The organism is Streptomyces sp. B3I8 (genome assembly GCF_030816915.1).
GTDB lineage: Bacteria > Actinomycetota > Actinomycetes > Streptomycetales > Streptomycetaceae > Streptomyces.
The window spans coordinates 6,796,379-6,822,671 of record NZ_JAUSYN010000002.1 but is presented as its reverse complement, the minus strand read 5'-3'; the positions used below and the strand labels follow the sequence as shown (position 1 = coordinate 6,822,671).

Sequence of the window (26,293 nt, the reverse complement as noted above, 5' to 3'; positions counted from 1 at the left end):
GCTCCTCCCGATCACGCGGGTTGCGGAGGCCGGGCGCTTCCTCCGGCCACCTCCGGAGGACGGAACCGCTCAGCGCGGCGAGAGGCTGGAGCGGCGGACCACCAGTTCGGGCTGGAGGACGACCCTGCGGTGCTCGTGCGGGCGGGCCGCCGCCTCCGCCTCGGCCTCCGTCTCCTCCAGGAGGAGTTCCGCCGCCAGCGCGCCCATCGTGGCCGCCGGCTGCCGTACCGAGGTGAGCGGCACGGCGGCGGCCGCCGCGAACTCGATGTCGTCGTACCCGACGATCGCCAAATCCTCCGGCACCCGCACGCCGGCCGCGAACATCGCCTGCAGCACGCCCAGCGCCAGCAGGTCGTTCGCGCAGAACACCGCGGTGGGCCGGTCGGCCAGGCCGAGGAGGCGGGCCCCCGCGTCGCGGCCCGCCGCCACGTCGAGCCGTTCGGTGGGCAGTTCGCGCAGCACGTCCGCGTCGAGTCCGGCCTCGGCGAGCGCGTTCAGCGCGCCGGTGCGCCGGTCGCGCACCTGGTTCAGCCCGGGCGGCCCGCTGACGTACGCGAGGGAGCGGTGCCCGGTGTCCACCAGATGCCGTACCGCGAGCGCCCCGCCGGCGACGTCGTCGACCGAGACGGAGCACTCGGTGGTGCCCTCGGCGACCCGGTCCACGAGGACGAACGGGATGCGGTGGCGTCGGAAGGCGGCGATGTTGCGGCCGCTCGCGTCGGTGGGCGTCAGCAGCACGCCCCGCACCCGCTGTTCGGCGAACAGCGCGAGGTACTCGGCCTCCTCGCCGCTGCTCTGGGCGCTGTTGCAGACCATCACGCCGAGTCCGGCGTCCCGGGCGGCCCGTTCGGCGCCGCGGGTGACGTCGACGAAGAAGGGGTTGCCCATGTCGAGCACGAGCAGCCCCATGATGCGGCTGCGTCCGGCGCGGAGTTGGCGGGCGGACTCGCTGCGGACGTAGCCGAGCCGGTCGATCGCGGAGAGCACCCGGGCGCGGGTCTCGGAGGCGACCGTGTCGGGCCGGTTGATGACGTTGGACACGGTGCCCACGGAGACTCCGGCGGCACGGGCGACGTCCTTGATACCCACTGAACGGGCCATGGCGCGGGGACCTCCAGTGAGGGCGCAGGGGGTGGAGTGGTCGAGCGGGGTGAGCGGACGGGGTAAGGCGAAGCAAACAGCAGGACAGTGGGCCGGGCGGGGTGCTCAGGCCAGGTGGAACACCTCGGTGAGCGGTTTCATCGCCTCGTCGGGACGGCTTCCGTCGAGTGTCTCGAAGAGCGGCCCCATCTCGGCCTGCCAGCGGCCGTTGACCTCGGTGGCCTCCATGCCGGCCCTGGCCGTCTCGAAGTCCTCGGTCTCCAGGTAGCCGACGAGCAGGCCGTCCTCGCGCAGGAAGAGCGAGTAGTTGTGCCAGCCGGTGGACGACAGCGCCTCGCGCATCTCCGGCCACACCGAGGCGTGCCGCTCGCGGTACTCGGCGATCCGGTCCTCGCGGACCTTGAGGAGGAAACAGACGCGCTGCATGAACTACCGGCTCCCTGAGGGGTGGAACGGGCCGGCCGGGCGGCCGGTGACCTGGCGGCCACCGGTGCTGCGACCGGCCCGCGCTCGCCGAGGAGGCACGCTCAGCGAGATCGAACGATCAGTGAAGAATAAGGCACCGCCGGACCGTCGATCAGAAGTTGAACTGGTCGATGTTCTTCTTGTCGAACACGGTGGGCTTGCCGAGCGCGATCACGCCGTCCTTGCCGATCGTGTACTCCCCGAGGTCGCCGGCCTTGAAGGTCTCGCCCTCCTTGCCGGAGATCTGCCCGGAGGACAGTGCGACGGCGGTGCGGGCGGCGAGTTCGCCGAGCTTGGCCGGGTCCCACAGCTCGAACGCCTCGACGGTGCCGTTCTTGACGTACTTGCGCATGTCGTTCGGGGTGCCGAGGCCGGTCAGCTTGACCTTGCCCTTGTACTTGGAGCCGGACAGGTACTGGGCGGCCGCCTTGATGCCGACGGTGGTGGGCGAGATGATGCCCTTCAGGTTCGGGTGCTCCTGCAGCAGGCCCTGGGTCTGCTGGAAGGACTGCTGGGCGTCGTCGTTGCCGTAGGCGACCTTGACGAGCTTGATGTTCTTGTACTTGTCCTGCTTCAGCTCGTCCTTCATGAAGTCGATCCAGGTGTTCTGGTTCGTCGCGGTCTGCGCGGCGGACAGGATCGCGATCTCGCCCTTGTAGCCGATCTGTTCGGCGAGGAGCTGCACCTCGGTGCGGCCGAGGTCCTCGGCGGAGGCCTGGGAGATGAAGGCGTTGCGGCAGTCGGTCTTGGTGTCCGAGTCGTAGGTGACGACCTTGATCTTGTTGGTCATCGCCTGCTTGAGCGCGGTGCACAGCGCGCCCGGGTCCTGCGCGGAGACGGCCATCGCGTCGACCTGCTGCTGGGTCAGCGTGTTGACGTAGGAGACCTGGCCGGAGGTGTCGGTGGCGCTGTTCGGGCCGACCTCCTTGTAGGAGGAGCCGAGCTCCTTGACTGCCTTCTCGCCCCCCTTGTCGGCGGTGGTGAAGTACGGGTTGTTGACCTGCTTGGGCAGGAAGGCGACCGTCAGGCCCTTCTTCGTCGCGGCGTTCGGGTCGGCCTTGCCGGCCGACTTGTTCGTGCCGCCGTCGTCCTTGACGTCGTTCTTGGTGGTGCCCCCGCACGCGGTCAGGGCGAGCGCGAGGGAGGTGGCGGCGGCCAGGGCGGCACAGGTGCGGCGGATGTTCGGCGAGCGCATGGCGGCTATTCCTTTACGGGACTGGATCAACGCGGATACGGGAGTGGACCTGCGCGGATACGGGAGGACCGACGCGGATACGGAGACCGGCCGCGACGCGGACGAGGCAGGGCTCACGGGGTCGGGGCGGCCGCGGGTTCGCGGCTCGCGGGGTTCGCCGGTGGCGCGGCCCTGCGGCCCGCCCGTGCGGCGGAGATCTGCCGTGCCACCCGGGGACCGAGCACGGAGACGACCAGCAGGACGCCGGTGACGACGATCTGCGACTGGGCGGAGACGTTGAGCAGGCTCATCGCGTTCTGCAGCGCGCCGAGCAGGAACACGCCGGCGATCGCGCCGCCGAGGGTGCCCTTGCCTCCGTCGAAGTCGATCCCGCCGAGCAGGACCGCGGCGACGACGGAGAGTTCGAGGCCGGTGGCGTTGTCGTAGCGGGCGCTGGCGTAGTGCAGGGCCCAGAAGATGCCGGTGAGGGAGGCCATGAGGCCGGTGGCGACGAAGAGGATCAGCTTGTGGCGCTTGACCCGGATGCCGGCGAACCGGGCGGCCTCCTCGCTGGCGCCGATGGCGAACAGCGACCGTCCGAACGGGGTGGCGTGCAGGACGACCACGGCGATCGCGAGCAGGACGAGGAAGGGGAGGAACGCCTGCGGGAGGAAGGAGTCGCCGAGGCGGCCGGCCGCGAAGTCCAGGTACTGGGTGGGGAAGTCGGTGACCGCGTCGGAGCCGAGCACGATCTGTGCGATGCCCCGGTAGGCGGCGAGCGTGCCGATGGTGACGGCGAGGGAGGGCAGTCCGAGCCGGGTGACCAGGAGCCCGTTGACCAGTCCGCAGGCCACCCCGAGCAGCAGGCAGACCGGGATGATCGTCTCGATCGTCATGCCCTGGTTCCACAGGGCGCCCATGACGGAGCCGGACAGACCGGCGGTGGAGGCGACGGACAGGTCGATCTCGCCGGCGACGACGAGCAGGGTCATCGGCAGCGCGATCAGCGCGATCGGCAGGGTGTTGCCGATCAGGAACGACAGGTTCAGCGCGTTGCCGAAGCCGTCGACGAAGCCGAAGGAGAGCAGCAGCAGGACGATGAGAAGGGCGCCGACGGCCGTGTCCCATCGTGCGAGGGCGGACCCGCGGAGCGCGCGCGTCAGGGAGTCAGGCATGGCGGGCGTTCCTCTTCTTCAGGGTGTCGGCCACGCGCAGGGCGACGATCCGGTCGACGGCGATGGCCAGGATGAGCAGCACACCGTTGATGGCGAGCACCCAGACGGAGCTGACGCCGAGGGCGGGCAGCACGCTGTTGATGGAGGTCAGCAGCAGGGCGCCCAGCGCGGCGCCGTAGACGCTGCCGGAGCCGCCGGTGAAGACGACACCGCCGACGACGACGGCGCTGACGACGGTGAGTTCGTAGCCGTTTCCGGTGCCGGAGTCGACGTTGCCGAAGCGGGCGAGGTAGAGCGCGCCGGCCAGGCCCGCGAGGGCGCCGCAGAAGGTGTAGGCGAGGAGGATGCGCTTGCGGACGGGGATGCCGGCGAGGCGGGCGGCCTCCGGGTTGGAGCCGAGCGCGTACAGCTCGCGGCCGCTGCCGAAGTGCTTGAGGTAGTACGCGGTGCCGACCACCACCACCAGGGCGATGAGCGCGAGCCAGGGCACGGCGGACAGGCCGCCGGAGCCGAAGTCGACGAACCCGCCGGGCAGGTCGGCGGCGGTGATCTGCCGGGAGCCGACCCAGATGGAGTCGATGCCGCGGATGATGTAGAGCGTGCCGAGGGTGACGACGAGCGCGGGCACCTGGCCGAGGCTGACGAGCAGCCCGTTGAGTAGACCGAAGCCGATGCCGAGCAGCACGGCGAGCACGATCGCGACGACGGGGTTGCCGCCGCCCTGGAGATAGAGGCCCGCGGCGAAGGCGCTGATGCCGAGGGTGGAGCCGACCGACAGGTCGACGTTGCGGGTGATGACGACCAGGGACTGGCCGGTGGCGACCAGCACCAGGATGGTCGCGTTCAGCAGCAGGTCCTTGATGCCCTGTTCGGACAGGAACTCGCTGTTGCCGGCCTGGGTGAGGGCGATCATCACCAGGAAGACGACGAGGATGGCGAGTTCGCGCATCTTGAAGACGCGGTCGACCAGCCGGGTGCCGCTGGATTTCGGCACCTCGTCGGTGGCGGCGGGGTGCGGAGTGGTCACCGTCATGCGGCGGCCCTCCCGGTGGCAGCGGCCATCACGGTTTCCTCGGTGGCGTCGGAACGGGGGATCTCGGCGGTGAGCCGGCCCTCGTGCATGACGAGGACGCGGTCGGCCATGCCGAGGATCTCGGGCAGGTCGGAGGAGATCATCAGGATGGCGACGCCGTCGGCGGCCAGTTCGCCGAGCAGGCGGTGCACCTCGGCCTTGGTGCCGACGTCGATGCCGCGGGTGGGCTCGTCGACGATGAGCACCTTGGGGCCGGTGGCCAGCCACTTGGCGAGGACGACCTTCTGCTGGTTGCCGCCGGACAGCGTGTTGACGGTGTCGGCGAGCCGCGCGTACTTGACCTGGAGCTTGACGGCCCAGTCCAGGGAGCGGCTGCGTTCGGCGCCGCGGTCCATGAGACCGGCCTTCACCGTGGTGCGCAGACCGGTGAGCCCGATGTTGCGTTCGATGGACATGTCCATCACCAGGCCCTGGGCGCGGCGGTCCTCGGGGACCAGCGCGAGCCCGGCGGCCATCGCGGTGGAGGGGGCGCCGTTGGTGAGCCTGCGGCCGTCGAGCTCGACCTCGCCCGCGTCCCAGCGGTCGACGCCGAACACCGCGCGGGCCACTTCGGTGCGGCCCGCGCCGACGAGTCCGGCCAGGCCGACGATCTCGCCGCGCCGCACCTCGAAGGAGACGTCGGTGAAGACGCCCTCGCGGGTGAGCCGGCGGACGCTGAGCGCCACTTCGCCGGGCTCGACGTCCTGCTTGGGGTAGAGCTCGTCGAGGTCGCGGCCGACCATGCGGCGGACCAGGTCGTCCTCGGTCATGCCCTCGATGGGCTCGCTGGCGATCCACGCGCCGTCGCGCAGCGTCGTGACCCGCCGGCAGATCTCGAAGATCTCCTCCAGCCGGTGCGAGATGAACAGCACCGCGGCGCCCTGCTCGCGCAGGGTGCGCACCACGCCGAAGAGGCGGGCCACCTCGCTGCCGGTGAGGGCGGCGGTCGGCTCGTCCATGATCAGGACGCGGGCGTCGAAGGAGAGCGCCTTGGCGATCTCCACGATCTGCTGGTCCGCGATGGACAGCCCGCTCGCCGGGCGCTCGGGATCGAGATCCACGCCGAGCCGCGCCATCAGGGCGGCCGTGGCCGCGTGGGTGGCCTTGTGGTCGATGCGGCCGAGAGCGCGCCGCGGCTGGCGGCCCATGAAGATGTTCTCGGCGATCGACAGATCGGGGAAAAGGGTCGGTTCCTGGTAGATCACGGCGATGCCGGCATCCCGTGCGTCGCCCGGACCGTGGAACACGGCCGGCTCGCCGTCGAGCAGGACCTGCCCGGAGTCGGGCCGGTGCACTCCCGCGAGTGTCTTGATGAGGGTCGACTTGCCCGCACCGTTCTCGCCGGCGAGGGCGTGCACCTCGCCGGGGAACAGTTCCAGGGACACGTCCCTCAGGGCGCGCACGGCGCCGAAGGACTTCGAAATGCCCTTCAGTGCGAGCACGGGGACCGGGACCTTGTCGGCCGGCTGGGTCATGAGGACTCCTCGACGACGTGCGGAGGCGGGCTCCACCACGTCGTGAAAGGTTTCAACTGGATGGCCGGGACGTTAGAAGTTCGACACAGGCGGCGTCAATGGGTTCCGGACACAATTCTCACCAGCGGTAGGTCACAACCCCATCACGGGTAACGGCTGCTTCTCAAAGGGTTGACAGCCTTGTCGAGCCGCCCTAGCTTCCCTTCTGAATCGTTTCACAACCTGCCACTTCGCGGCGCGGACGCGCAGTCCCCGGCCGTGAAGATCGTTCCGACGTCACGGGAGTCACGAAGTGACCGAGCTCGCCGCGGTGAAGGCCGCTCTCAAGACCCAGGCCATCGAGACGCCGTCGTGGGCGTACGGCAACTCGGGAACCCGGTTCAAGGTCTTCGCCCAGCCGGGCGTGCCCCGCGACCCCCGCGAGAAGCTGGACGACGCCGCGAAGGTGCACGAGTTCACGGGCGCGGCCCCGACCGTCGCCCTGCACATCCCCTGGGACAGGGTCGACGACTACGCCGCGCTGGCCCGGCACGCCGAGGATCGCGGCGTGCGCATCGGCGCGATCAACTCGAACACCTTCCAGGACGACGACTACAAGCTGGGCAGCATCTGCCACCCCGACGCCGGCGTGCGCCGCAAGGCGGTCGACCACCTTCTCGAATGCATCGACATCATGGACGCCACCGGCTCCCGCGACCTCAAACTGTGGTTCGCCGACGGCACCAACTACCCCGGCCAGGACGACCTCCGTTCCCGCCAGGACCGGCTGGCCGAGGGCCTCGCCGAGGTCTACGCGCGGCTCGGCGACGACCAGCGGATGCTGCTGGAGTACAAGCTCTTCGAGCCCGCCTTCTACGCGACGGACGTCCCGGACTGGGGCACCGCCTACGCCCACTGCCTCAAGCTCGGCGAGAAGGCCCAGGTAGTCGTCGACACCGGCCACCACGCGCCCGGCACCAACATCGAGGCCATCGTCGCCACGCTGCTGCGCGAGGGCAGGCTCGGCGCCTTCGACTTCAACTCCCGCTTCTACGCCGACGACGACCTGATGGTCGGCGCGGCCGACCCCTTCCAGCTCTTCCGGATCATGTACGAGGTCATCCGGGGCGGCGGCCTCACCTCCGACATCGCGTTCATGCTCGACCAGTGCCACAACATCGAGGCGAAGATCCCGGCGATCATCCGCTCGGTGATGAACGTCCAGGAGGCGACGGCGAAGGCTCTGCTCGTCGACGCGGAGGCGCTGGGCGCGGCCCAGCGGGCGGGGGACGTGCTGGAGGCGAACGCGGTGCTGATGGACGCGTACAACACGGACGTGCGTCCGCTGCTGCGGGAGCTGCGGGAGGAGTCGGGGCTGGCCCCGGACCCCATCGCGGCGTATCGCTCCAGCGGGTGGCAGGAGCGGATCGTTGCGGAGCGGGTGGGTGGGGAGCAGGCGGGGTGGGGTGCCTGAGCCCCACGAATTCGTCTGCCTGGTTTCGTTGTTCGCGGGCTGCGGGCCGGTTCGCGCCTGGTCGCGCCCCGCGGCGGAGCCGCACATGGATACAACCCCGCGCCCCTTTCGAAAGCGCCCCGCTCAGGCGTGTCGACCCGCACTCTCTTCGAAGGACTGATCATCCCCATGGCACCCCATCCCGCTGCCGAGGAACTGCTCGCACGGTCGCGTCGGCTCGGCGCCGACCCTCGTAACACCAACTACGCCGGCGGCAACACGTCCGCCAAGGGCACCGACACCGACCCCGTCACCGGTGGTGACGTGGAGCTGATGTGGGTGAAGGGGTCCGGTGGCGACCTCGGGACCCTGACCGAGGGCGGGCTCGCCGTGCTGCGGCTGGACCGGCTGCGGGCGCTGAAGGGCGTCTACCCGGGGGTCGAGCGCGAGGACGAGATGGTCGCCGCGTTCGACTACTGCCTGCACGGCAAGGGCGGCGCCGCGCCGTCCATCGACACCGCCATGCACGGCCTGGTGGACGCCGCCCACGTCGACCACCTGCACCCCGACTCCGGCATCGCGCTGGCCTGCGCGGCCGACGGGGAGAAGCTGACCGCCGAGTGCTTCGGCGACACCGTGGTGTGGGTGCCCTGGCGGCGGCCCGGGTTCCAGCTCGGCCTGGACATCGCGGCCGTCAAGGAGGCCAACCCGCGGGCCGTCGGCTGCGTGCTCGGCGGGCACGGCATCACCGCGTGGGGCGACACCGCCGAGGAGTGCGAGCGCAACTCGCTGCACATCATCCGTACCGCCGAGAAGTTCCTCGCCGAGCGCGGGAAGGCGGAGCCCTTCGGACCGGTGTTCGACGGCTACGCGGCGCTCCCCGAGGCCGAGCGGCGCGAGCGGGCCGCGGCGCTGGCCCCGTACGTGCGGGCGATGGCCTCGCAGGACCGCCCGCAGGTCGGGCACTTCGACGACGCGGACGTCGTCCTGGACTTCCTGGCCCGGGCCGAGCACCCCCGGCTCGCCGCGCTGGGCACCTCCTGCCCGGACCACTTCCTGCGCACCAAGGTCCGCCCGCTCGTCCTCGACCTGGCGCCGGCCGTGCCGGTGGAGGAGGCCGTGGCGCGGCTGAAGGAGCTGCACGCGGAGTACCGCGAGGAGTACGCCGCCTACTACCGGCGGCACGCCGGGCCCGACTCCCCCGCGATGCGCGGCGCCGACCCGGCGATCGTGCTGATCCCGGGCGTGGGCATGTTCTCCTTCGGCAAGGACAAGCAGACCGCGCGGGTGGCCGGCGAGTTCTACGTCAACGCCATCAACGTGATGCGCGGCGCGGAGGCCGTCTCGGCGTACGCGCCGATCGAGGAGTCGGAGAAGTTCCGCATCGAGTACTGGGCCCTGGAGGAGGCCAAGCTCCGGCGGATGCCTGAGGCGAAGCCGCTGGCGACCCGGGTGGCGCTGGTGACCGGCGCGGGCAGTGGCATCGGCAGGGCGATCGCGCACCGGCTGGTCGCCGAGGGCGCCTGTGTGGTCGTCGCCGATCTGAACGCCGAGAACGCCGCGGCCGTCGCCGGGGAGCTGGGCGGCGCGGACAAGGCCGTCGCGGTCACGGTGGACGTGACGGACGAGGAGCGGATCGCCGACGCCTTCAAGGCGGCCCTGCTCGCCTTCGGCGGCGTCGACCTGGTCGTCAACAACGCCGGCATCTCCATCTCCAAGCCGCTGCTCGAGACCTCCGCGAAGGACTGGGACCTGCAGCACGACATCATGGCCCGCGGTTCGTTCCTCGTCTCGCGCGAGGCGGCCCGGGTGATGATCGCGCAGGAGCTGGGCGGCGACATCGTCTACATCGCCTCCAAGAACGCCGTCTTCGCGGGCCCGAACAACATCGCCTACTCGGCGACCAAGGCCGACCAGGCGCACCAGGTGCGGCTGCTCGCGGCCGAGCTGGGCGGGCACGGCATCCGCGTCAACGGCGTCAACCCCGACGGCGTGGTGCGCGGTTCCGGGATCTTCGCCGGCGGCTGGGGCGCCCAGCGGGCGGCGACCTACGGCATCGAGGAGGAGAAGCTCGGCGAGTTCTACGCCCAGCGCACCATCCTCAAGCGCGAGGTGCTCCCCGAGCACGTGGCCAACGCCGTGTTCGCGCTGACCGGCGGGGAACTGACGCACACCACCGGGCTGCACGTCCCGGTGGACGCGGGCGTCGCCGCCGCCTTCCTGCGATGATCGCGTCAGTGAACACGGCCACGAACACGGCCACGAAGGCGGCCATGAACACGTCCGTGAAGTCGTACGCCGCGGTCGACCTGGGCGCCTCCAGTGGGCGTGTCATGGTCGGCCGCGTCGGCCCCGACACGCTGGAGCTGACCGAGGCGCACCGCTTCCCCAACCGTCCGGTGCGGGTCCCCGAGGGGCTGCGCTGGGACGTGCTGGGGCTGTACCGGGGCGTGCTGGACGGGCTGCGGGCGGCGGGCCGGGTGGACTCCGTCGGCATCGACAGCTGGGCCGTGGACTACGGGCTGCTCGACGCGGACGGGGCGCTGCTGGGCAACCCGGTGCACTACCGGGACGCCCGCACCGAGGGCGTCGCCGAGCGGGTGTGGGAGACGGTGCCGGCCGCCGAGCTGTACGCGGCGACCGGGTTGCAGTACGCGCCTTTCAACACTCTGTACCAGCTCGTGGCCGCCCGTGGCACCGCACAACTGGCACACGCAAAGCGGCTGTTGCTCATCCCCGACCTGCTGGCGTACTGGCTCACCGGCGAGCAGGGCACGGAGCTGACCAACGCCTCCACGACCCAGCTCGTGGACCCCCGTACGGGTGACTGGTCGTACGACCTGGCCGCGCGTCTCGGCATCGACCTGAGTCTGTTCGCGCCGCTGCGGCGGCCGGGCGACCCGGCCGGGGTGCTGCGTCCTGAGGTGCTGGAGGAGACCGAGCTGACCGGCCCGGTGCCGGTCACGACGGTCGGCTCGCACGACACCGCCTCCGCGGTGGCGGCCGTCCCGGCGGACGGTGAGCGGTTCGCGTACATCTGCACCGGGACCTGGTCGCTGGTCGGTCTCGAGCTGGACGCGCCGGTGCTGGGCGAGGCGGGCCGGGCGGCCAACTTCAGCAATGAGCTCGGCCTGGACGGCACGGTCCGCTATCTGCGCAACATCATGGGCCTGTGGCTGCTCCAGGAGTGCCTGCGGGCCTGGGGCGAGCCGGATCTGGGTCCGCTGCTGCGGGCGGCGGCCGAGGTGCCGGCGCTGCGGTCGGTGGTGGACGCCGGGGACGCCGCGTTCCTCGCACCCGGGCACATGCCCGAGCGGATCGCGGAGGCGTGCCGGGCGACCGGGCAGCCGGTACCGGGCTCCCCGGCCGAGATCACCCGGGTCATCCTCGACTCGCTCGCGCTCGCCCACCGCAGGGCGGTCGCCGAGGCGCAGTCGCTCGCCGACCACCCGGTCGACGTGGTGCACATCGTCGGCGGCGGCACCCGCAACACGCTGCTGTGCCGGCTCACGGCGGACGCCTGCGGGCTGCCGGTGGTGGCCGGGCCGACCGAGGCCGCGGCGCTCGGCAACGTCCTGGTGCAGGCGCGCGCCCACGGGCTGGTCGGCGACCTGCACGAGATGCGCCGGCTGCTGACCCGTACCCAGCCGCTCACCCGGTACGAACCGCGCGGCGACACCGCCGCCTGGCGCGAGGCCGAGGCCCGGCTCGCCGCGCGGGGAGCCGGGTCCGCCGCCGTATGACATGGGATGCGGCGCGCGGTACGGGGTAGGGTCCCGTACCGCCGTCGCGTCGTACGCCGTACTTCTCAGATGATCGACAGCAAGGAGCCACCATGCGTGTCGCCCTCTTCCTGACCTGCGTCAACGACACGCTCTATCCCGACACGGGCCGTGCCGTGGTGAAGCTTCTGACGAGGCTCGGGGTCGAGGTGGACTTCCCCGCGGGACAGACGTGCTGCGGACAGGCGCACTACAACACCGGTTACCGGCACGAGGCCGAGCCGCTGGCCCGCAACTACGCCGAGGTCTTCGCGGACTACGACGCGATCGTGACGCCGTCCGGGTCGTGCGGGGCGATGGTGCGGGAGCTGTATCCGCGGATGGGCGAGCGGGCGCGGGCCGAGGGCCGGGGCGACACCCTGGCCCGGACGCTGGCGCCGGTCGTGCCGAAGACGTACGAACTCACGGAGTTCCTGGTCGACGTGCTGGGCGTGACCGACGTCGGCGCCTCCTACCCGCACACGGTGACCTACCACCCCACCTGCCACGGGCTGCGCTCACTGGGCCTCGGGGACCGGCCGCTGAAACTGCTGCGGGCGGTGAAGGGGCTGGAACTGGCCGAGCTGCCGGGGGCCGAGGAGTGCTGCGGCTTCGGCGGCACCTTCGCGGTGAAGAACGCCGACGTGTCCACGGCGATGGGCGTCGACAAGGTCCGCAACGCGGAGTCCACGGGCGCCGGGACGCTGTGCGCGGCCGACAACTCGTGCCTGATGCACATCGGCGGCACGATGAGCCGCCTGAAGGTGGACATGCGCCCGGTGCACCTCGCGGAGATCCTGGCGTCCACGGAAGAGGAGCCCCTGGTATGAGTGGCACGAGCGGGACGTTCGTAGGGATGCCCGCGTTTCCGAAGGCCGCGCACGACGCGGTCCGCGACACCACGCTGCGCGGCAATCTGCGCCACGCCACGCACACCATCCGCGCCAAGCGCGCGCACGCGGTCGCCGAGGTGTCCGACTGGGCCGAGCTGCGCGAGGCCGGAAAGCGGATCAAGGACCACACGCTGCGCCACCTGGACCGCTATCTGGTGCAGGTGGAGGAGGCGGTGACGGCGGCGGGCGGTGTCGTCCACTGGGCCGCCGACGCCGACGAGGCCAACCGGATCGTCGCCGAACTCGTCAGGGCGACCGGCGAGTCGGAGGTCGTCAAGGTCAAGTCGATGGCCACGCAGGAGATCGGGCTCAACGAGGCTCTGGAGGCCGAGGGCATCCACGCCTACGAGACCGATCTCGCCGAGCTGATCGTGCAGTTGGGCAGAGACCGCCCCTCGCACATCCTCGTCCCGGCGATCCACCGCAACCGGGGCGAGATCCGGGACATCTTCGCGCGCGAGATGGGCGAGTGGGGCCGCCCCGCGCCCGAGGGGCTCACCGACTCCCCCGCCGAACTCGCCGAGGCGGCCCGGCTGCACCTGCGGGAGAAGTTCCTGCGCGCCAAGGTCGGCATCTCCGGCGCCAACTTCGTGGTCGCCGAGACCGGCACGCTGGTCGTGGTGGAGTCCGAGGGCAACGGGCGGATGTGCCTGACGCTGCCGGAGACGCTGATCTCGGTGGTCGGCATCGAGAAGATCGTGCCCACCTGGCAGGACCTGGAGGTGTTCCTGCAGACGCTGCCGCGCTCGTCGACGGCGGAGCGGATGAACCCGTACACCTCGATGTGGACCGGGACCACGAACTCCGAATCCGACTCCGACTCCGACTCCGACTCCGCCGACGGTCCGAAGAACTTCCACCTGGTCCTGCTGGACAACGGGCGCACCGACACCCTCGCCGACGAGGTCGGCTGGCAGGCGCTGCGCTGCATCCGCTGCTCGGCCTGTCTGAATGTCTGCCCGGTCTACGAGCGGGCCGGCGGGCACGCCTACGGCTCGGTCTACCCGGGCCCGATCGGCGCCATCCTCAGTCCCCAACTGCGGGGCACCGAGAGCGAGATCGACGCCTCGCTGCCGTACGCGTCCTCGCTGTGCGGGGCCTGCTACGAGGTGTGCCCGGTGGCCATCGACATCCCGGAGGTGCTGGTGCACCTGCGCGAGCGGGTCGCCCAGGGCGGCACGGTGACGCGCGAGGGCGCCAAGGTGGTGCTGAAGCCGGCCAAGGGCCACGCAGCCGAGCGCGCGGCGATGCGGGCCGCCCGCTGGGCGTTCTCCCGCCCCGGTGTCCTGCGCGCCGGCCAGCGGCTCGCCTCGCGCACCCGCCGCCTCCACCCCCGTACGCTGCCCGGTCCGGGCCGGGCGTGGAGCGGGAGCCGGGACCTGCCGCCGGTGCCGGCCGAACCGTTCCGGGACTGGTGGCAGCGGACGAACGGCGGAAAGACCGACGGCGGAAAGGGCGGGGCCGAGTGAGCAGCAGGGACGTCATCCTGGGGCGGGTGCGGCGCGCGCTGGCGGACGTGCCGCCGGACGAGACGCCGTACGAACGGGCCCTCCCCCGCACTTACCTGCGCGAGCACGGCGAACGGTCGGTCGCGCAGACCGTCGAGCTGCTCGCCGAGAACCTGGCGGACTACCGGGCGGTGGTGCACCGGTGCGCCACCGTGCCGGAGCTGTCCGCGCTGATCGCCGGGCTGCTCGCGGGACGGGGCGCGCGGTCCGTGCTCGTCCCGCCGGGGCTCGACGAGGCGTGGCTGGCCGGCACCGGTGCGGACGTGACCCGGGTGGCGGACAGGGCGGAGAGCACCGCGGCCGAGCTCGACCGGGTGGACAGCGTCGTCACCGGCTGCGCGGTGGCGATCGCCGAGACCGGCACGCTGGTGCTGGACGGGAGCCCGGACCAGGGCCGCCGCCGGATCACGCTGATCCCGGACCACCACATCTGCGTCGTTCGCGTGCCGGACCAGGTGGTGGGCTCCGTACCGCAGGCCGTGGAGCGGCTGGCTCCGCGCCGTCCGCTGACCTGGATCTCCGGGCCGTCGGCGACGAGCGACATCGAGCTGGACCGGGTGGAGGGGGTGCACGGGCCGCGCACCCTGGAGGTCGTGCTGCTCGGCGGCGTGTGAGGTGACGGCCTTCAGCGCAGTGGACCGGTGGTCGTGTAGTCGTCCGGTTCGGTGAGGTACGCCTCGGCTGCCTTGCCGAACGCCGCCACCAGACGGCTGCGGTCCTCCGCGCGGGTGGCGAGGACGACATGGCTGGGCGGGACGTCGCGCAGGGGCACGACGGTCAGATCGGGGCGCGGTACGCCGCCGTCGCGGGCGGCGGGGACGATCGCCACCGCCTCCCCGCTCGCGACCAGCTCGAACTTGTCCTCGTAGGTCTCGGCCAGCGGTCCGTCGGGGACGGAGCTCCCGTCGGGCCGGGGTTCCATTCGCCAGTAGGCGTTCCACTCGGGGTCGGGCACGCGCAGCAGCGGCTCGCCCGCGATGTCGTCGAGGCCGAGCGACTCCTTGCCGGCCAGGGGGTGGTCGACCGGCAGCAGCAGCATCCGCATCTCCTCGCGCAGCACCGTCACCCGCAGTCCCGCGGTCGGGACGGGCAGCCGGGTGACCATCGCGTCGACGCGGTGCTCCAGCAGGGCCGGGGCCGCCTCGCCGAACTCCACGAACACCGCCTGTACGTCGGCGTCCGGGTGGCGGCGGCGCAGTGCGCGGACAGCGGGGGTGACGATCAGGCCGCGGGTGTAGCCGACGAGGAGTCGGCTCGGCTCGGCGGCGGCCCGGGTGGCGGCCACGGTCTGGCCCGCGGACCGCAGCAGGGTCCGGGCGCGGGGCAGGAAGACCTCCCCGGCCGTGGTGAGGGTGTTGCCCTGCGGAGTGCGGTCCAGCAGGCGTGCGCCGAGCAGCTGCTCCAGCCGGTGGATCTGGCGGCTGAGCGAGGGCTGGGTGAGGTGCAGCTGCGCGGCGGCCCGACCGAAGTGCCGGTGCTCGGCGACCGCCACGAAGTAGCGGACGAGCCGCAGGTCGAGATCGGGCGCGGAGGCCGGTTCGGTCATACCGGAAGCGTACGCGCCCCGGCCGGCCGCGCCCACTCGAAACCGTGCTGAGCTGCCGCGATGCCCGAATCGCAACACGAAGCACGCATGAGCCCGCCGGGCGACGTGTCCTACTTGACGTCGTCGGCCAGTTCACCGGGCAGGACCGCCGGGACGCCCGGCGGGTACGGCGTGACAGGAGCTCGTCGGCCGCGGTACCGGCCGGCTTCCTGTCCGGTTCCGGCTTCCAGCCGGGAGCGCGGCGGCGTACCCGTGACGCTGCGTCCCGGCTCGCACACAGCCGCTCGCGCCGCGACCATGGAGGCAACGCCCCGCACGGTGGGCCCCGAACAGGATCCCGGAGGGACGATGACCTCGAGCGCCCGGGCAGGGCAGGAGCCGCAGGACCACACGGGGGCGGACGCGGACGCGGAGCGGATCTTCGCCCTCGAGGAGGAGAACCGCCAGCTCAAAGAGGCCGTCACCTCGCACGCGGTCGTGGACCAGGCGATCGGCATGGTGGTCGGGCTGGCCCGGGTGACACCGGACGAGGCGTGGCGGGTACTGGTGGAGGTCTCCCAGCACACCAACATCAAGCTGCGCTGCCTGGCGGAAACACTCGTCCACTGGGGCGGCTCGGGGGTTCTCGCACCGGAGATCTGGGCGGTCCTGGAGGAAACACTGGACCGGAGGGGGCCCGAAAAAGGGGCGCGGGGAACCGCGCGATCCTTCGGGGGGCCGGGGGGCGGAGCCCTCCGGGGACGGGAAGGGTAGGGGCGGCGGGGGCGAAACAACCTCCCCAGCCGCCCCCTGTCTCCCCCCGGTCGCCTTACTCCGGCCGCCACCACACCGTGGCGAGCGGCGGCAACGTCACCCGCAGCGCACCCTCCGGCTCCGGCTTGACCAGCTCTCCCCCGCTCACCCCGCTCCCCCCGTACCGCTCCGCGTCCGTGTTCAGCACCTCCCGCAGCACCCCCACCCCGGCCGGCACCGCCATCCGGTAGTCCCGCCGCACCACCGGCGAGAAGTTGCACGCCACCACGAGCGGCGCACCCTGCGCGTCGTACCGCACGAACGACAGCACGTTGTCGTCCGCCGCGTTCGCGTCGATCCAGGCGAACCCCTCCGGCGAGGTGTCCCGCTCCCACAGCGCCGGTGTCTCGCGGTACCGCAGGTTCAGATCGCGCACCAGGTCCCGCACCCCGCGGTGGTCACCGGCCGCGCAGTACCCGTCGTCCATGAGCCACCACTCCGGCCCGGCCTCCGCCGACCATTCGGCGCCCTGCGCGAACTCCTGTCCCATGAAAAGGAGTTGTTTGCCTGGGTGGGCCCACATGAAGCCGAGGTAGGCGCGGTGGTTGGCGCGGCGCTGCCACCAGTCGCCGGGCATCTTGCTCACCAGCGCCTGCTTGCCGTGCACGGTCTCGTCGTGGGAGATGGGGAGCACGTAGTTCTCGCTGTAGGCGTACACCATCGAGAACGTCATCTCGTCGTGGTGGTACTTGCGGTGCACCGGCTCGTGCTGGATGTACTCCAGCGAGTCGTGCATCCAGCCCATGTTCCATTTCAGCCCGAACCCGAGCCCGCCGAAGCCACCGGCGCCCACGATGTCGGTGGGCCGGGTGACGCCGTCCCACGCGGTGGACTCCTCCGCGATGGTGACGACGCCCGGGCAGCGCCGGTACACGGTGGCGTTCATCTCCTGCAGGAAAGATACGGCGGCGAGGTCCTCGCGCCCGCCGTACACGTTGGGCACCCACTGCCCGTCCTCGCGCGAGTAGTCCAGGTAGAGCATGGAGGCGACGGCGTCCACGCGCAGGCCGTCGATGTGGAACTCCTCGCACCAGTACACGGCGTTGGCGACGAGGAAGTTGCGCACCTCGTTGCGTCCGTAGTCGAACTCCAGCGTGCCCCAGTCGGGGTGGGAGGCCCGCTGCGGGTCGGCGTGTTCGTAGAGGTTGGCCCCGTCGAACTGGGCCAGCGCCCAGTCGTCGCGCGGGAAGTGCGCGGGCACCCAGTCCATGAGGACGCCGATGCCCGCCCTGTGGAGTGCGTCGACGAGGTATCTGAAGTCGTCGGGGGTGCCGAGCCGGGAGGTGGGCGCGTAGAAGCCGGTGACCTGGTAGCCCCAGGAGGGGCCGAACGGGTGCTCCGCGACCGGCATCAACTCGACGTGGGTGAAGCCGAGATCGGCGACGTACGCGGGGAGTTCCTCGGCGAGCTGCCGGTAGGTCAGCCCCGGGCGCCAGGAGGCCAGGTGGACCTCGTAGACGGAGAACGGGGCTTCGTGTACCGGGCGTTCGCCCCGCCGGGCCATCCATTCGGCGTCGTCCCACTCGTGGTGCGAGGCCGTGACGATGGAGGCGGTGGCCGGAGGCACTTCCGCGCGCCGGGCCATCGGGTCGGCGCGCAGGGTGTGGCTCCCGTCGGGGCGGGTGATGTCGAACTTGTAGAGCGTGCCCTCCCCGAGGCCCGGCACGAACAACTCCCACACCCCGCTGTGGCCGAGCGAGCGCATGGGCAGGGCGGTGCCGTCCCAGTAGCAGAACTCCCCGCAGACCCGCACCCCGCGCGCGTGCGGCGCCCACACGGTGAAGCGGGTGCCTTCGGCACCCTCGTGGATCATCGGCTCGGCGCCCAGCGCGGTCCACAACTGCTCGTGCCTGCCCTCGTGGATGAGGTGCAGGTCGAGCTCGCCGAGCGCGGGCAGGAAGCGGTACGGGTCCTCCGTCTCGTGCACCGCGTCCCCGTAGGCGATCCGCAGCCGGTACCGGGGGACCTCCGGCCGGGGCAGCAGCGCGGAGAAGAAGCCGTCGCCGTCGTCGTGCAGCGCGGTCTCCCCCTCCCCCGTCACCAGCGTGACCGCCGTGGCGTACGGGCGCAGTACGCGAACCGCGACGCCGCCGGACACCGGGTGGGCGCCCAGGGCGGCGTGCGGGTCGTGGTGGGTGCCGGCCAGCAGCCGCTCCCGGTCCTCCGCTCCGGGGGGTGCGGGCCGCGCGGGCTGCCTCGCCGGCTGTCGCGCGGGCGGGGACGGGCGGGTTCGTGTGCGTGCGATCATGGTGTGGGCCTCCTCGATCCGGCCGGTGGACGTTCGGCGAGACGGGTGATCGCCGCCATCGGCACGGGTAGCCAGTCGGGGCGGTGCCGGGCCTCGTAGAGGACCTCGTACACGGCCCGGTCCGTCTCGTGGGCGCGCAGCAGTTCGGGTTCCTGCCGGGGGTCCCAGCCGGCCGCGGCGGCGTATCCCGCGCAGTACGCCTCCCGGCAGCGCTGGGACCACTCGGGGCGCCACGGTCTGCCCGTGCGCGCCGCGTAGTCGAAGGACCGCAGCATCCCGGCCACATCCCGTATCGGCGACTGGGCGCGGCGGCGTTCGGGCAGCGGGCGGGCCGGTTCGCCCTCGAAGTCGATGAGGTGCCAGTGGCCGCCCGTGCGCAGCACCTGGCCCAGGTGGAGGTCGCCGTGGATGCGCTGCGCGGGCCGGGCCGCGTCCAGTCCGGCGAGCGCCTCGACCGCCGAGCTCAGCGCGGGGACGTACGGCTGGAGCTGGGGCACGGCGCGGGCGACGGCCTCGACGCGGTCGCGCATGGCGGCCGCCAGCTTCCGGTGCTGCCGCCGGTCGGGGTACTCCAGCGGGAACGCGGCGGCGAGTGCCAGGTGCACCTCGGCGGTGGCCCGCCCCAGTTCGTACGCCTCGTCGGTGAAGTCGGCCCCGGAGGCGAGGGTCCGCAGGGCCAGGGTCCAGCCGGCCTCGGCGCCGCGCAGATACGGCTGGAGGACGGCGAGGGTGGCGTCCCACGGCAGCGAGGTGCGCACCCAGGCGACGGGTGCCGGAACCCGGGTGCAGCCCTGCCGGGCGAGTGCGCCCGGCACCTCCAGGTCGGGGTTGGTGCCGGGCTGGACGCGGCGGAACACCTTGAGGATGTACGTGTCGCCGTACACCACCGAGGAGTTGGACTGTTCGGCGTCCAGGAGCCGGGGCGCGAGCCCGGAGGGCAGCAGCACCTTCGGGTCGCGTTCGAAGGCGAGGGCGCCCGCGGTGCCCGGGGCGCGCAGCCGTTCCATGAGCAGGGCCGCCGAGTGGGGGTCCTGCAGGGCGTCGTACACCATCAGGCCGGCCAGCGGGCCCTCGGTGGGGCGGCCGATGGCGGCGGGCGCGAGGTGCGGCGGCAGCGTCTCGTGGGCGCCGAGGAGCAGTTGGTAGCAGTCGTGCAGGGGGTGCTCCCCGGACGGCGGTTCGGCATGTCCTGCGTGCACCAGCAGGTGCAGGCAGCCGGGGTGCAGCTCGGTCACGCTGAGCAGGGCGAGCTCCGTGACGGGGCGGCCCTTGCCCGCGAACCAGCGCTGCCGGGGCAGCCAACCGTGCAGCAGGTCGGCCAGTGAGGTCAGCAGCGATCCCGCGCCCAGGCCGCTCGGGCGGAGCGTTGCGGTGTTCGACATGGCGTCGCGTCCTTTCCGGGCCACGCGGCGGAATCCACGGGAGGAGGGTGCTTCGGGTCACACACTGGCGATCAGGCTCACCTTGGTGGCCGGGGCCGCTTCCCTGCGGAGCCGGAACCAGTAGAAGCCGTGGCCCGCCAGGGTCAGCAGGTACGGCAGTTGCCCGATGGCCGGGAAACGTACTCCGCCGATCAGTTCGACCGGGTGGCGTCCTTCGAAGGCCTGGAGGTCGAGTTCGGTGGGCTGGGCGAAGCGGGAGAAGTTGTGCACGCACAGGACGAGGTCGTCGCCGTGTTCCCGCAGGAAGGCCAGTACGGCCGGGTTGGAGGAGGACAGTTCGGTGTAGGAGCCGAGGCCGAAGGCGTGGTTCTGCTTGCGGATCTCGATCATCCGGCGGGTCCAGTGCAGCAGCGAGGAGGGCGAGGACATCGAGGCCTCGACGTTGGTGACCTGGTAGCCGTAGACGGGGTCCATGATCGTGGGCAGGAAGAGCCGTCCGGGGTCGCAGGAGGAGAACCCGGCGTTGCGGTCGGGGGTCCACTGCATGGGGGTGCGCACGGCGTCGCGGTCGCCGAGCCAGATGTTGTCGCCCATGCCGATCTCGTCGCCGTAGTACAGGATCGGCGAGCCGGGCAGGGAGAGCAGCAGCGCGGTGAACAGTTCGATCTGGTTGCGGTCGTTGTCCAGCAGGGGTGCGAGCCGCCGGCGGATGCCGATGTTGGCGCGCATGCGGGGGTCCTTGGCGTACTCGGCCCACATGTAGTCGCGTTCCTCGTCGGTGACCATCTCCAGGGTCAGCTCGTCGTGGTTGCGCAGGAAGATCCCCCACTGGCAGTTGGCGGGAATCGCCGGCGTCTTGGCGAGGATCTCGGAGACGGGGTAGCGCGATTCGCGGCGGACGGCCATGAAGATGCGGGGCATGACGGGGAAGTGGAACGCCATGTGGCACTCGTCGCCGCCGGTGCTGTAGTCGCCGAAGTAGTCGACCACGTCCTCCGGCCACTGATTGGCCTCCGCCAGCAGCACGGTGTCCGGGTACTGGGTGTCGATCTCCTTGCGCACCCGCTTGAGGAACTCGTGGGAGGCGGACAGGTTCTCGCAGTTGGTGCCTTCTTCGGCGTACAGGTAGGGGACGGCGTCGAGCCGGAAGCCGTCGATACCGAGGTCGAGCCAGAACCGGAGGGCCGCGAGGATCTCCTCCTGCACGGCCGGGTTCTCGTAGTTCAAATCCGGCTGGTGCGAGAAGAACCGGTGGAAGAAGTACTGCTTGCGCTCGGGGTCGTAGGTCCAGTTCGACGCTTCCGTGTCGACGAAGATGATGCGTGCGTCGGGATAGCCCTGGTCGTCGTCGGCCCACATGTAGTAGTCGCCGTAGGGGCCGTCGGGGTCCTTGCGGGACTCCTGGAACCACGGGTGCTGGTCGCTGGTGTGGTTCATGACGAAGTCGATGATGACGCGCATGCCCCGCTGGTGCGCGGCGTCGACGAACTCCACGAAGTCCGCGAGGTCCCCGAACTCGGGCAGGACGGCGGTGTAGTCGGAGACGTCGTAGCCGCCGTCGCGGAGCGGGGACTTGAAGAAGGGCGGCAGCCACAGGCAGTCGATGCCGAGCCACTGCAGGTAGTCGAGTTTGGCGGTCAGGCCCTTGAGGTCGCCGACGCCGTCGCCGTCGCTGTCCTGGAAGGAGCGGACCAGGACCTCGTAGAAGACGGCGCGTTTGAACCAGTCCGGGTCCCGGTCCTTGGCGGGGGTGTCCTCGAAGGTGTCCGGGACGGGCTCATTGACGATCATGGTGTGGGTGACCCTCCGATCTGCGGTGAGGACGGTCGCAGGACGGTCAGCACGTGTGCCGGCCTGTCGCCCGGCTCCAGACGCACGTAATTGGCCCTGCCCCAGGAATAGGTGTCGCCGGTGAGCTCGTCACGCACCGGCACCGCCTCGTGCCAGTCGAGACCGAGCTGCGGCATGTCCAACGACACCGTCGCCTCCTGCGTGCGATGCGGGTCGAGGTTCACGACGGTGACCACGGTGTCCGTGCCGGTGCGCTTGCTGTACGCGAGCACGGAGTCGTTGTCGGTGTGGTGGAAACGGAGATTGCGGAGCCGGCGCAGGGCGGGGTGCCGGCGCCGGACCGCGTTGAGCGTGGTGAACAGGGGGGCCAGGGTGCGGCCCTCGCGTGCGGCGGCGGCCCAGTCGCGGGGCCGCAGCTGGTACTTCTCGCTGTCGAGGTACTCCTCGCTGCCCGGGCGCAGGGGGGTGTTCTCGCACAGTTCGTAGCCGCTGTAGATGCCCCAGGTGGGGGAGAGGGTGGCGGCGAGGACCGCGCGGACGGCGAAGGCGGGGCGGCCGCCGTGCTGGAGGTAGGCGTGCAGGATGTCGGGGGTGTTGGCGAAGAAGTTGGGCCGCATGTACGCGGCCGCCTCACCGGAGAGTTCGGTGAGGTACTCCGTCAGCTCCTCCTTGGTGGTGCGCCAGGTGAAGTACGTGTACGACTGCTGGAAGCCGACCGCGCCCAGGGTGTGCATCATCGCCGGACGCGTGAACGCCTCCGCCAGGAAGAGCACGTCCGGATCCCGGCCGTTGATCTCCCCGATCACCCGCTCCCAGAACACCACCGGCTTGGTGTGCGGGTTGTCCACCCGGAAGATCCGCACCCCGTGGTCCATCCAGTGCCGCAGCACCCGCACCGTCTCCGCGACCAGCCCGTCCATGTCCGCGTCGAACGCGATCGGATAGATGTCCTGGTACTTCTTCGGCGGGTTCTCCGCGTACGCGATCGACCCGTCGCTGCGGTGGTGGAACCACTCCGGGTGCTTCTCCACCCACGGATGGTCCGGCGAACACTGCAACGCGAAGTCGAGCGCGACCTCCATGTTGAGCCGCCGTGCGCGGGCGACGAAGGCGTCGAAGTCGTCCAGGGTGCCGAGCGCCGGGTTGACGGCGTCGTGCCCGCCCTCCGGAGAGCCGATGGCCCAGGGGCAGCCGACGTCGGACTCGTTCGTGGAGAGGGTGTTGTCGGGGCCCTTGCGGAAGGCCGTCCCGATGGGGTGGACGGGCGGGAGGTAGACGACGTCGAAGCCCATGTCCGCGATGGCCGGAAGCCGCTCGGCGGCCGTGCGGAACGTGCCGTGCACCGTGGGGTCCAGGACCCCGCTCTCGCTGCGCGGGAAGAACTCGTACCAGGAGCCGAACAGCGCCCGCTCCCGTTCCACCCGGAGCGGGAGCGCGGCGGAGGCGGTGACGAGGTCCCGCAGGGGGTGGGCGGCCAGGATCGCCCGCACCCGGGGAGTGAGCGCGGCCCCGTACCGGGCCCGAGGGGAGCGGGTGTCGTCGCGCAGGGCCTCGGCGGCGGCGAGGAGGTCGGCCCGGGCCGCCGCGTCCGGCACGCCGTCGGCGGCCCGCTCGTGGAGCCGCGCACCCTCCTCCAGCACCACCTCGGTGTCCTGGCCGGCCGGGACCTTGATGCCGGCGTGGTGCCGCCAGGTGGTGACGGGGTCCCTCCACGCCTCCACCCGGTACGTCCAGTCGCCGACCGCCGTCGGGGTGACGTCGGCGCCCCAGCGGTCGGTGCCGGGGGCCAGTTCGCGCATCGGGGTCCAGGGGCCCGGGCGGCCGCCGGGGTCCGTCAGGACGACGTTGGCGGCGATCGCGTCGTGGCCCTCCGCGAAGACCGTGGCGGTGACGCGGAAGGTCTCGCCCTCGACGGCCTTGGCCGGACGCCGGCCGCCCTGGACGAGCGGCCGGACGTCCAGGACCGGAATGCGGCCGATGGCGGGGTCGGGGTTCATCGGTGTCGCCTCCTCCTCCGCCGTCCAGGAACCGGCCGCGGTGGGTGTGGGGGGTGGTTGACAGCGCTAGGGGGTGCCCGCGGGTGCGGGTTCGCCGTGGCGGGTTGGGCCGGACGGGGTGCGGGTGCCGCGGCGGGGGGTGGTCGTGGTGCGGCCGGCGGCCTTCGTACGCGGGGTGGCCGGGTGCTGGGGGACCGTCGCGCGTGGCCGTTCCGGGGTCTTCGGCACCGTCCGTGCGGGGGCGGTACGGGGGGTGGGGGCGAGGTCGGCGGCGCGCAGCCGGCGTTCGGCCGCCTGGGCGGCCTCCCGTGCGCAGCGCTTGCCCATGAGGGTGCGGAGGATCTGGCCCTCGTTCTCGAAGCCGTCCCGCGCCGCGGGGTCGTCGGGGGCCGCGAGCATCCGGCGTTCCCACTCCCGGTACCGCTCGAGATGGCGGGCGATCTCGGCCCTGGCAGGCGTCGGCATCGCACCGGTCACCTCCTTCTCCTCTGGATGCCGCTGGGTTCCGCCGGTTCCCGCGGTGCCGCAACGGAGGCGGCCGGGGAGTTCCGGCGTCGGATGAGGGCCGCGTACACGGACACGTCGTCCGGTCACGGCCCTCGACAGCTTTCACTCATGGTGCACGCGACAGCACGAAGCGTCCTGTTCGGATTTCAACCACCAAGCCCCTCCACCCGCACCCGGGCCCGCACCGGCGGGGCGGGCGGGTTCGAGTTGCGCGGATGGAGTAGCGATCCCACCCTGGGAGTGACTCAGGAGCGATGACCGCTCACGCTTCGTGATCGGGGCTCGGCCCACAAGGGCGAGGAGGAGCGAGAGCTTCGCCGGTGAGGAGCCAACGACGATGAAGACCGCATCACCCTGCTACTACCACCTCGAGGTGGATGTCACCCCGGAACGGATCGACCAGATCCGCCGGATCCTGACCGCCCACCTCCGGTACTGGAACCTGGAGGCGCACGCCGAGACCGTCTGTCACTGCACCGACGCGCTGCTGCACACCATCGCCCAGCACGCGGTGGACAAGAACACCACGCTCGAGACGTGGTGGAACGGCCAGCACCTGATCACCGCCGTCCAGGACAGCGACCGGGACATCCGGCCGCACTACGCCCCGAGCGGCGCGCTGGCGCAGATCGCCGCGCTGAGCGACGGCTGGGGGTGCTGCGCCACCGCCGGCGGCGGAAAGATCATCTGGTTCTCGCGCCGCGCCCGGGCGGCGGAACGGTCCCCGCTGGTGGCGCCCGCCCCGACGCCCGGAATCAGCACGGCGCTCGGCCTGCCGCGCGCCCTTCCGGTGCCCGCGCTGGCGCTCTCGGAGGAGGTGGCGGTGGCGGCCGAGGTGCACGCCTGACCCGACCCGCGGCCGCTCGAGTGCCCGGGCCGCCGGACGGACGTCCGGCGGCCCGGTCGTGTGCGGGACGGGGCGCCCTGCGGTGCGGGGCGCGTGACGGGCGCGGCGGGCGCGGCGGGCGCGATGAGCACAGTGAGCGTGATGAGCACGGTGGGCGCGGTGTCATGGTTACCGTACGTACGGCCCGGGGAACTCACCGGCGTGACCACCGGGGAGAGCGGGCGGGAGGAGCCGTCGAGCATGGAGCCGTCCGGGGAACCGAGCGACCGGTCGTGGCTCGGTGAGCTGTACCGGCGCGCCAAGGAACTGGAACTGCTGCACCGCGCCATGGGGTTCGCCACCCTCGCGCTGGTCACCCTCGCTCCCCTGCTGATCGTGGTGGCCGCGGCGGATCCGTTGCGGCACGGAGGGTTCGCGCTGTGGCTGGTGGACGGCATGGGGCTGTCCGGCCGGTCCGCCGGCGCGGTCGGCCGGGTGTTCACCCCGCCGAGCCGGGTGGTGGGGACGACCAGCGTGTGGGGCGGGGTGCTGCTGGCCGTGTTCGGGCTGTCGTTCGCGGCCAGCGTGCAGAACGGCTACGAGAGGATCTGGGGGCTGCCGCCGGGGCCCTGGCACCGGGTGTGGCGGCAGTTGGTCTGGCTGGTGGTGCTGATGGCGTACCTGTACCTCCAGGTGCAGTCGCGGACGGTGCTGGAGGGCTCGTACCGGATCGCGCTCAGCGCGGGAACGGGGCTGCTGTTCTTCTGGTGGGGGCCGTGGTTCCTGCTGGGACACCAGGTGCGCCGGCGGGAGCTGCTGCCGGGGGCCCTGACGACGGTGGCGTGTCTGGCCGGGCTTCGGCTGTTCTCGATCCTGGTCTTCACGCCGCTGGTGGTGACCAACGCGGTGAGCTACGGGGCGGTCGGCACCGTACTGGTGGTGGAGTCGTGGCTCGCGGGGGTCGGGTTCGTGGTGTACGGGGGCGCCGTGTTCGGGCGGATGGTGTGGGAGGGGGTGGCGGGGACGCTCTCCCGGCGGGCGGAGGCGGCCTCCGGGCGCAGGCACGGCAGTCGCTGATCGGGGTTCGCTCGGGTCGGAGGTCGCGCCGATCGGGGACCGCGGGTTCGTGCGGGGCGGCCGGGGTACTC

Annotated in this window: 21 protein-coding genes; 9 read left to right on the top strand and 12 right to left on the bottom strand. The window is 71.7% G+C overall.

The genetic code is table 11. The features are described from left to right. Window positions 1–69: 69 nt before the first annotated feature. The 6 genes from QFZ64_RS32170 to QFZ64_RS32145 form a co-directional block, all read right to left on the bottom strand. A complete protein-coding gene (locus QFZ64_RS32170) occupies window positions 70–1,101 on the bottom strand; it encodes a LacI family DNA-binding transcriptional regulator (RefSeq protein WP_307070989.1) in 1,032 nt (343 codons plus the stop codon). Between the two features lie 105 nt (window positions 1,102–1,206). After that, window positions 1,207–1,527: an L-rhamnose mutarotase gene (locus QFZ64_RS32165; RefSeq protein ID WP_307070988.1), complete on the bottom strand. Its 321-nt coding sequence runs from the start codon at window positions 1,525–1,527 to the stop codon at window positions 1,207–1,209. 151 nt (window positions 1,528–1,678) lie between these two features. Next, window positions 1,679–2,761, bottom strand: coding sequence for a rhamnose ABC transporter substrate-binding protein (rhaS, locus tag QFZ64_RS32160; protein WP_307070987.1), 1,083 nt, complete (start codon window positions 2,759–2,761; stop codon window positions 1,679–1,681). 113 nt (window positions 2,762–2,874) lie between these two features. Continuing rightward, window positions 2,875–3,915, bottom strand: a complete 1,041-nt coding sequence (locus QFZ64_RS32155) for an ABC transporter permease (RefSeq protein ID WP_307070986.1) — start codon at window positions 3,913–3,915, stop codon at window positions 2,875–2,877. Further along, window positions 3,908–4,948, bottom strand: coding sequence for an ABC transporter permease (locus tag QFZ64_RS32150; protein WP_307070985.1), 1,041 nt, complete (start codon window positions 4,946–4,948; stop codon window positions 3,908–3,910). Before QFZ64_RS32150 ends, QFZ64_RS32155 begins: the two co-directional genes overlap by 8 nt. Continuing rightward, on the bottom strand, window positions 4,945–6,462 hold the full coding sequence (locus QFZ64_RS32145; protein WP_307070984.1) for a sugar ABC transporter ATP-binding protein: 1,518 nt from the start codon (window positions 6,460–6,462) through the stop codon (window positions 4,945–4,947). Before QFZ64_RS32145 ends, QFZ64_RS32150 begins: the two co-directional genes overlap by 4 nt. A 292-nt stretch (window positions 6,463–6,754) precedes the next feature. On the opposite strand from QFZ64_RS32145, the gene rhaI reads away from it, so the two are divergent. The 6 genes from rhaI to QFZ64_RS32115 all read left to right on the top strand — a co-directional run bounded on the left by rhaI (window position 6,755) and on the right by QFZ64_RS32115 (window position 14,670). Further along, window positions 6,755–7,915: an L-rhamnose isomerase gene (gene rhaI / locus QFZ64_RS32140; RefSeq protein WP_307070983.1), complete on the top strand. Its 1,161-nt coding sequence runs from the start codon at window positions 6,755–6,757 to the stop codon at window positions 7,913–7,915. A 168-nt stretch (window positions 7,916–8,083) separates the two neighbouring features. Then, window positions 8,084–10,123, top strand: coding sequence for a bifunctional aldolase/short-chain dehydrogenase (locus QFZ64_RS32135; RefSeq protein WP_307070982.1), 2,040 nt, complete (start codon window positions 8,084–8,086; stop codon window positions 10,121–10,123). A 44-nt stretch (window positions 10,124–10,167) separates the two neighbouring features. Then, window positions 10,168–11,637 (top strand): rhamnulokinase family protein, encoded by a 1,470-nt coding sequence (locus QFZ64_RS32130; RefSeq protein ID WP_307071943.1) that lies wholly within the window; start codon window positions 10,168–10,170, stop codon window positions 11,635–11,637. A 92-nt stretch (window positions 11,638–11,729) separates the two neighbouring features. Next, complete coding sequence (locus tag QFZ64_RS32125) at window positions 11,730–12,485, top strand: (Fe-S)-binding protein (RefSeq protein ID WP_307070981.1); 756 nt, start codon at window positions 11,730–11,732, stop codon at window positions 12,483–12,485. A gap of 26 nt (window positions 12,486–12,511) precedes the next feature. Continuing rightward, window positions 12,512–14,017, top strand: coding sequence for a lactate utilization protein B (locus QFZ64_RS32120; RefSeq protein WP_307071942.1), 1,506 nt, complete (start codon window positions 12,512–12,514; stop codon window positions 14,015–14,017). Further along, a complete protein-coding gene (locus tag QFZ64_RS32115; protein ID WP_307070980.1) occupies window positions 14,014–14,670 on the top strand; it encodes an LUD domain-containing protein in 657 nt (218 codons plus the stop codon). Before QFZ64_RS32120 ends, QFZ64_RS32115 begins: the two co-directional genes overlap by 4 nt. Window positions 14,671–14,681: 11 nt before the next feature. Here QFZ64_RS32115 and QFZ64_RS32110 read toward each other — a convergent pair whose 3' ends face one another. Continuing rightward, window positions 14,682–15,602 (bottom strand): LysR family transcriptional regulator, encoded by a 921-nt coding sequence (locus tag QFZ64_RS32110; protein WP_307070979.1) that lies wholly within the window; start codon window positions 15,600–15,602, stop codon window positions 14,682–14,684. Between the two features lie 348 nt (window positions 15,603–15,950). On the opposite strand from QFZ64_RS32110, the gene QFZ64_RS32105 reads away from it, so the two are divergent. After that, on the top strand, window positions 15,951–16,355 hold the full coding sequence (locus QFZ64_RS32105) for an ANTAR domain-containing protein (RefSeq protein WP_307070978.1): 405 nt from the start codon (window positions 15,951–15,953) through the stop codon (window positions 16,353–16,355). A 55-nt stretch (window positions 16,356–16,410) separates the two neighbouring features. Here QFZ64_RS32105 and glgB read toward each other — a convergent pair whose 3' ends face one another. The 5 genes from glgB to QFZ64_RS32080 all read right to left on the bottom strand — a co-directional run bounded on the left by glgB (window position 16,411) and on the right by QFZ64_RS32080 (window position 24,277). Further along, window positions 16,411–18,642 (bottom strand): 1,4-alpha-glucan branching enzyme, encoded by a 2,232-nt coding sequence (gene glgB / locus QFZ64_RS32100; protein ID WP_307070977.1) that lies wholly within the window; start codon window positions 18,640–18,642, stop codon window positions 16,411–16,413. After that, window positions 18,639–20,024, bottom strand: coding sequence for a phosphotransferase (locus tag QFZ64_RS32095; RefSeq protein ID WP_307070976.1), 1,386 nt, complete (start codon window positions 20,022–20,024; stop codon window positions 18,639–18,641). The genes glgB and QFZ64_RS32095 overlap by 4 nt, the downstream gene beginning before the upstream one ends. 57 nt (window positions 20,025–20,081) lie before the next feature. Beyond that, window positions 20,082–21,815 (bottom strand): maltose alpha-D-glucosyltransferase, encoded by a 1,734-nt coding sequence (treS, locus tag QFZ64_RS32090; RefSeq protein WP_307070975.1) that lies wholly within the window; start codon window positions 21,813–21,815, stop codon window positions 20,082–20,084. Continuing rightward, window positions 21,812–23,812, bottom strand: coding sequence for an alpha-1,4-glucan--maltose-1-phosphate maltosyltransferase (locus QFZ64_RS32085; protein WP_307070974.1), 2,001 nt, complete (start codon window positions 23,810–23,812; stop codon window positions 21,812–21,814). Before QFZ64_RS32085 ends, treS begins: the two co-directional genes overlap by 4 nt. A 66-nt stretch (window positions 23,813–23,878) precedes the next feature. Continuing rightward, complete coding sequence (locus QFZ64_RS32080; RefSeq protein ID WP_307070973.1) at window positions 23,879–24,277, bottom strand: DUF5133 domain-containing protein; 399 nt, start codon at window positions 24,275–24,277, stop codon at window positions 23,879–23,881. A gap of 379 nt (window positions 24,278–24,656) precedes the next feature. Between QFZ64_RS32080 and QFZ64_RS32075 the strand changes: the two genes are divergently transcribed. Next, entirely contained in the window at window positions 24,657–25,166 is a 510-nt protein-coding gene (locus QFZ64_RS32075; RefSeq protein ID WP_307070972.1) for a pep a2, read from the top strand. Between the two features lie 240 nt (window positions 25,167–25,406). Further along, on the top strand, window positions 25,407–26,222 hold the full coding sequence (locus tag QFZ64_RS32070) for a ribonuclease BN (RefSeq protein ID WP_307071941.1): 816 nt from the start codon (window positions 25,407–25,409) through the stop codon (window positions 26,220–26,222). The last annotated feature ends 71 nt before the right edge of the window (window positions 26,223–26,293 follow it).

Bases quoted from the DNA above. Each gene is read 5' to 3' on its own strand.
- QFZ64_RS32150 (WP_307070985.1), bottom strand. From the start codon at position 4,948: ATGACGGTGACCACTCCGCACCCCGCCGCCACCGACGAGGTGCCGAAA.
- rhaS (WP_307070987.1), bottom strand. From the start codon at position 2,761: ATGCGCTCGCCGAACATCCGCCGCACCTGTGCCGCCCTGGCCGCCGCC.
- QFZ64_RS32120 (WP_307071942.1), top strand. From the start codon at position 12,512: ATGCCCGCGTTTCCGAAGGCCGCGCACGACGCGGTCCGCGACACCACG.
- QFZ64_RS32135 (WP_307070982.1), top strand. From the start codon at position 8,084: ATGGCACCCCATCCCGCTGCCGAGGAACTGCTCGCACGGTCGCGTCGG.
- QFZ64_RS32070 (WP_307071941.1), top strand. From the start codon at position 25,407: ATGGAGCCGTCCGGGGAACCGAGCGACCGGTCGTGGCTCGGTGAGCTG.
- QFZ64_RS32085 (WP_307070974.1), bottom strand. From the start codon at position 23,812: ATGAACCCCGACCCCGCCATCGGCCGCATTCCGGTCCTGGACGTCCGG.
- QFZ64_RS32075 (WP_307070972.1), top strand. From the start codon at position 24,657: ATGAAGACCGCATCACCCTGCTACTACCACCTCGAGGTGGATGTCACC.
- QFZ64_RS32105 (WP_307070978.1), top strand. From the start codon at position 15,951: ATGACCTCGAGCGCCCGGGCAGGGCAGGAGCCGCAGGACCACACGGGG.
- QFZ64_RS32110 (WP_307070979.1), bottom strand. From the start codon at position 15,602: ATGACCGAACCGGCCTCCGCGCCCGATCTCGACCTGCGGCTCGTCCGC.
- QFZ64_RS32155 (WP_307070986.1), bottom strand. From the start codon at position 3,915: ATGCCTGACTCCCTGACGCGCGCGCTCCGCGGGTCCGCCCTCGCACGA.
- QFZ64_RS32165 (WP_307070988.1), bottom strand. From the start codon at position 1,527: ATGCAGCGCGTCTGTTTCCTCCTCAAGGTCCGCGAGGACCGGATCGCC.
- QFZ64_RS32145 (WP_307070984.1), bottom strand. From the start codon at position 6,462: ATGACCCAGCCGGCCGACAAGGTCCCGGTCCCCGTGCTCGCACTGAAG.
- treS (WP_307070975.1), bottom strand. From the start codon at position 21,815: ATGATCGTCAATGAGCCCGTCCCGGACACCTTCGAGGACACCCCCGCC.
- QFZ64_RS32080 (WP_307070973.1), bottom strand. From the start codon at position 24,277: ATGCCGACGCCTGCCAGGGCCGAGATCGCCCGCCATCTCGAGCGGTAC.
- glgB (WP_307070977.1), bottom strand. From the start codon at position 18,642: ATGATCGCACGCACACGAACCCGCCCGTCCCCGCCCGCGCGACAGCCG.
- QFZ64_RS32130 (WP_307071943.1), top strand. From the start codon at position 10,168: ATGAACACGTCCGTGAAGTCGTACGCCGCGGTCGACCTGGGCGCCTCC.
- QFZ64_RS32170 (WP_307070989.1), bottom strand. From the start codon at position 1,101: ATGGCCCGTTCAGTGGGTATCAAGGACGTCGCCCGTGCCGCCGGAGTC.
- QFZ64_RS32095 (WP_307070976.1), bottom strand. From the start codon at position 20,024: ATGTCGAACACCGCAACGCTCCGCCCGAGCGGCCTGGGCGCGGGATCG.
- QFZ64_RS32125 (WP_307070981.1), top strand. From the start codon at position 11,730: ATGCGTGTCGCCCTCTTCCTGACCTGCGTCAACGACACGCTCTATCCC.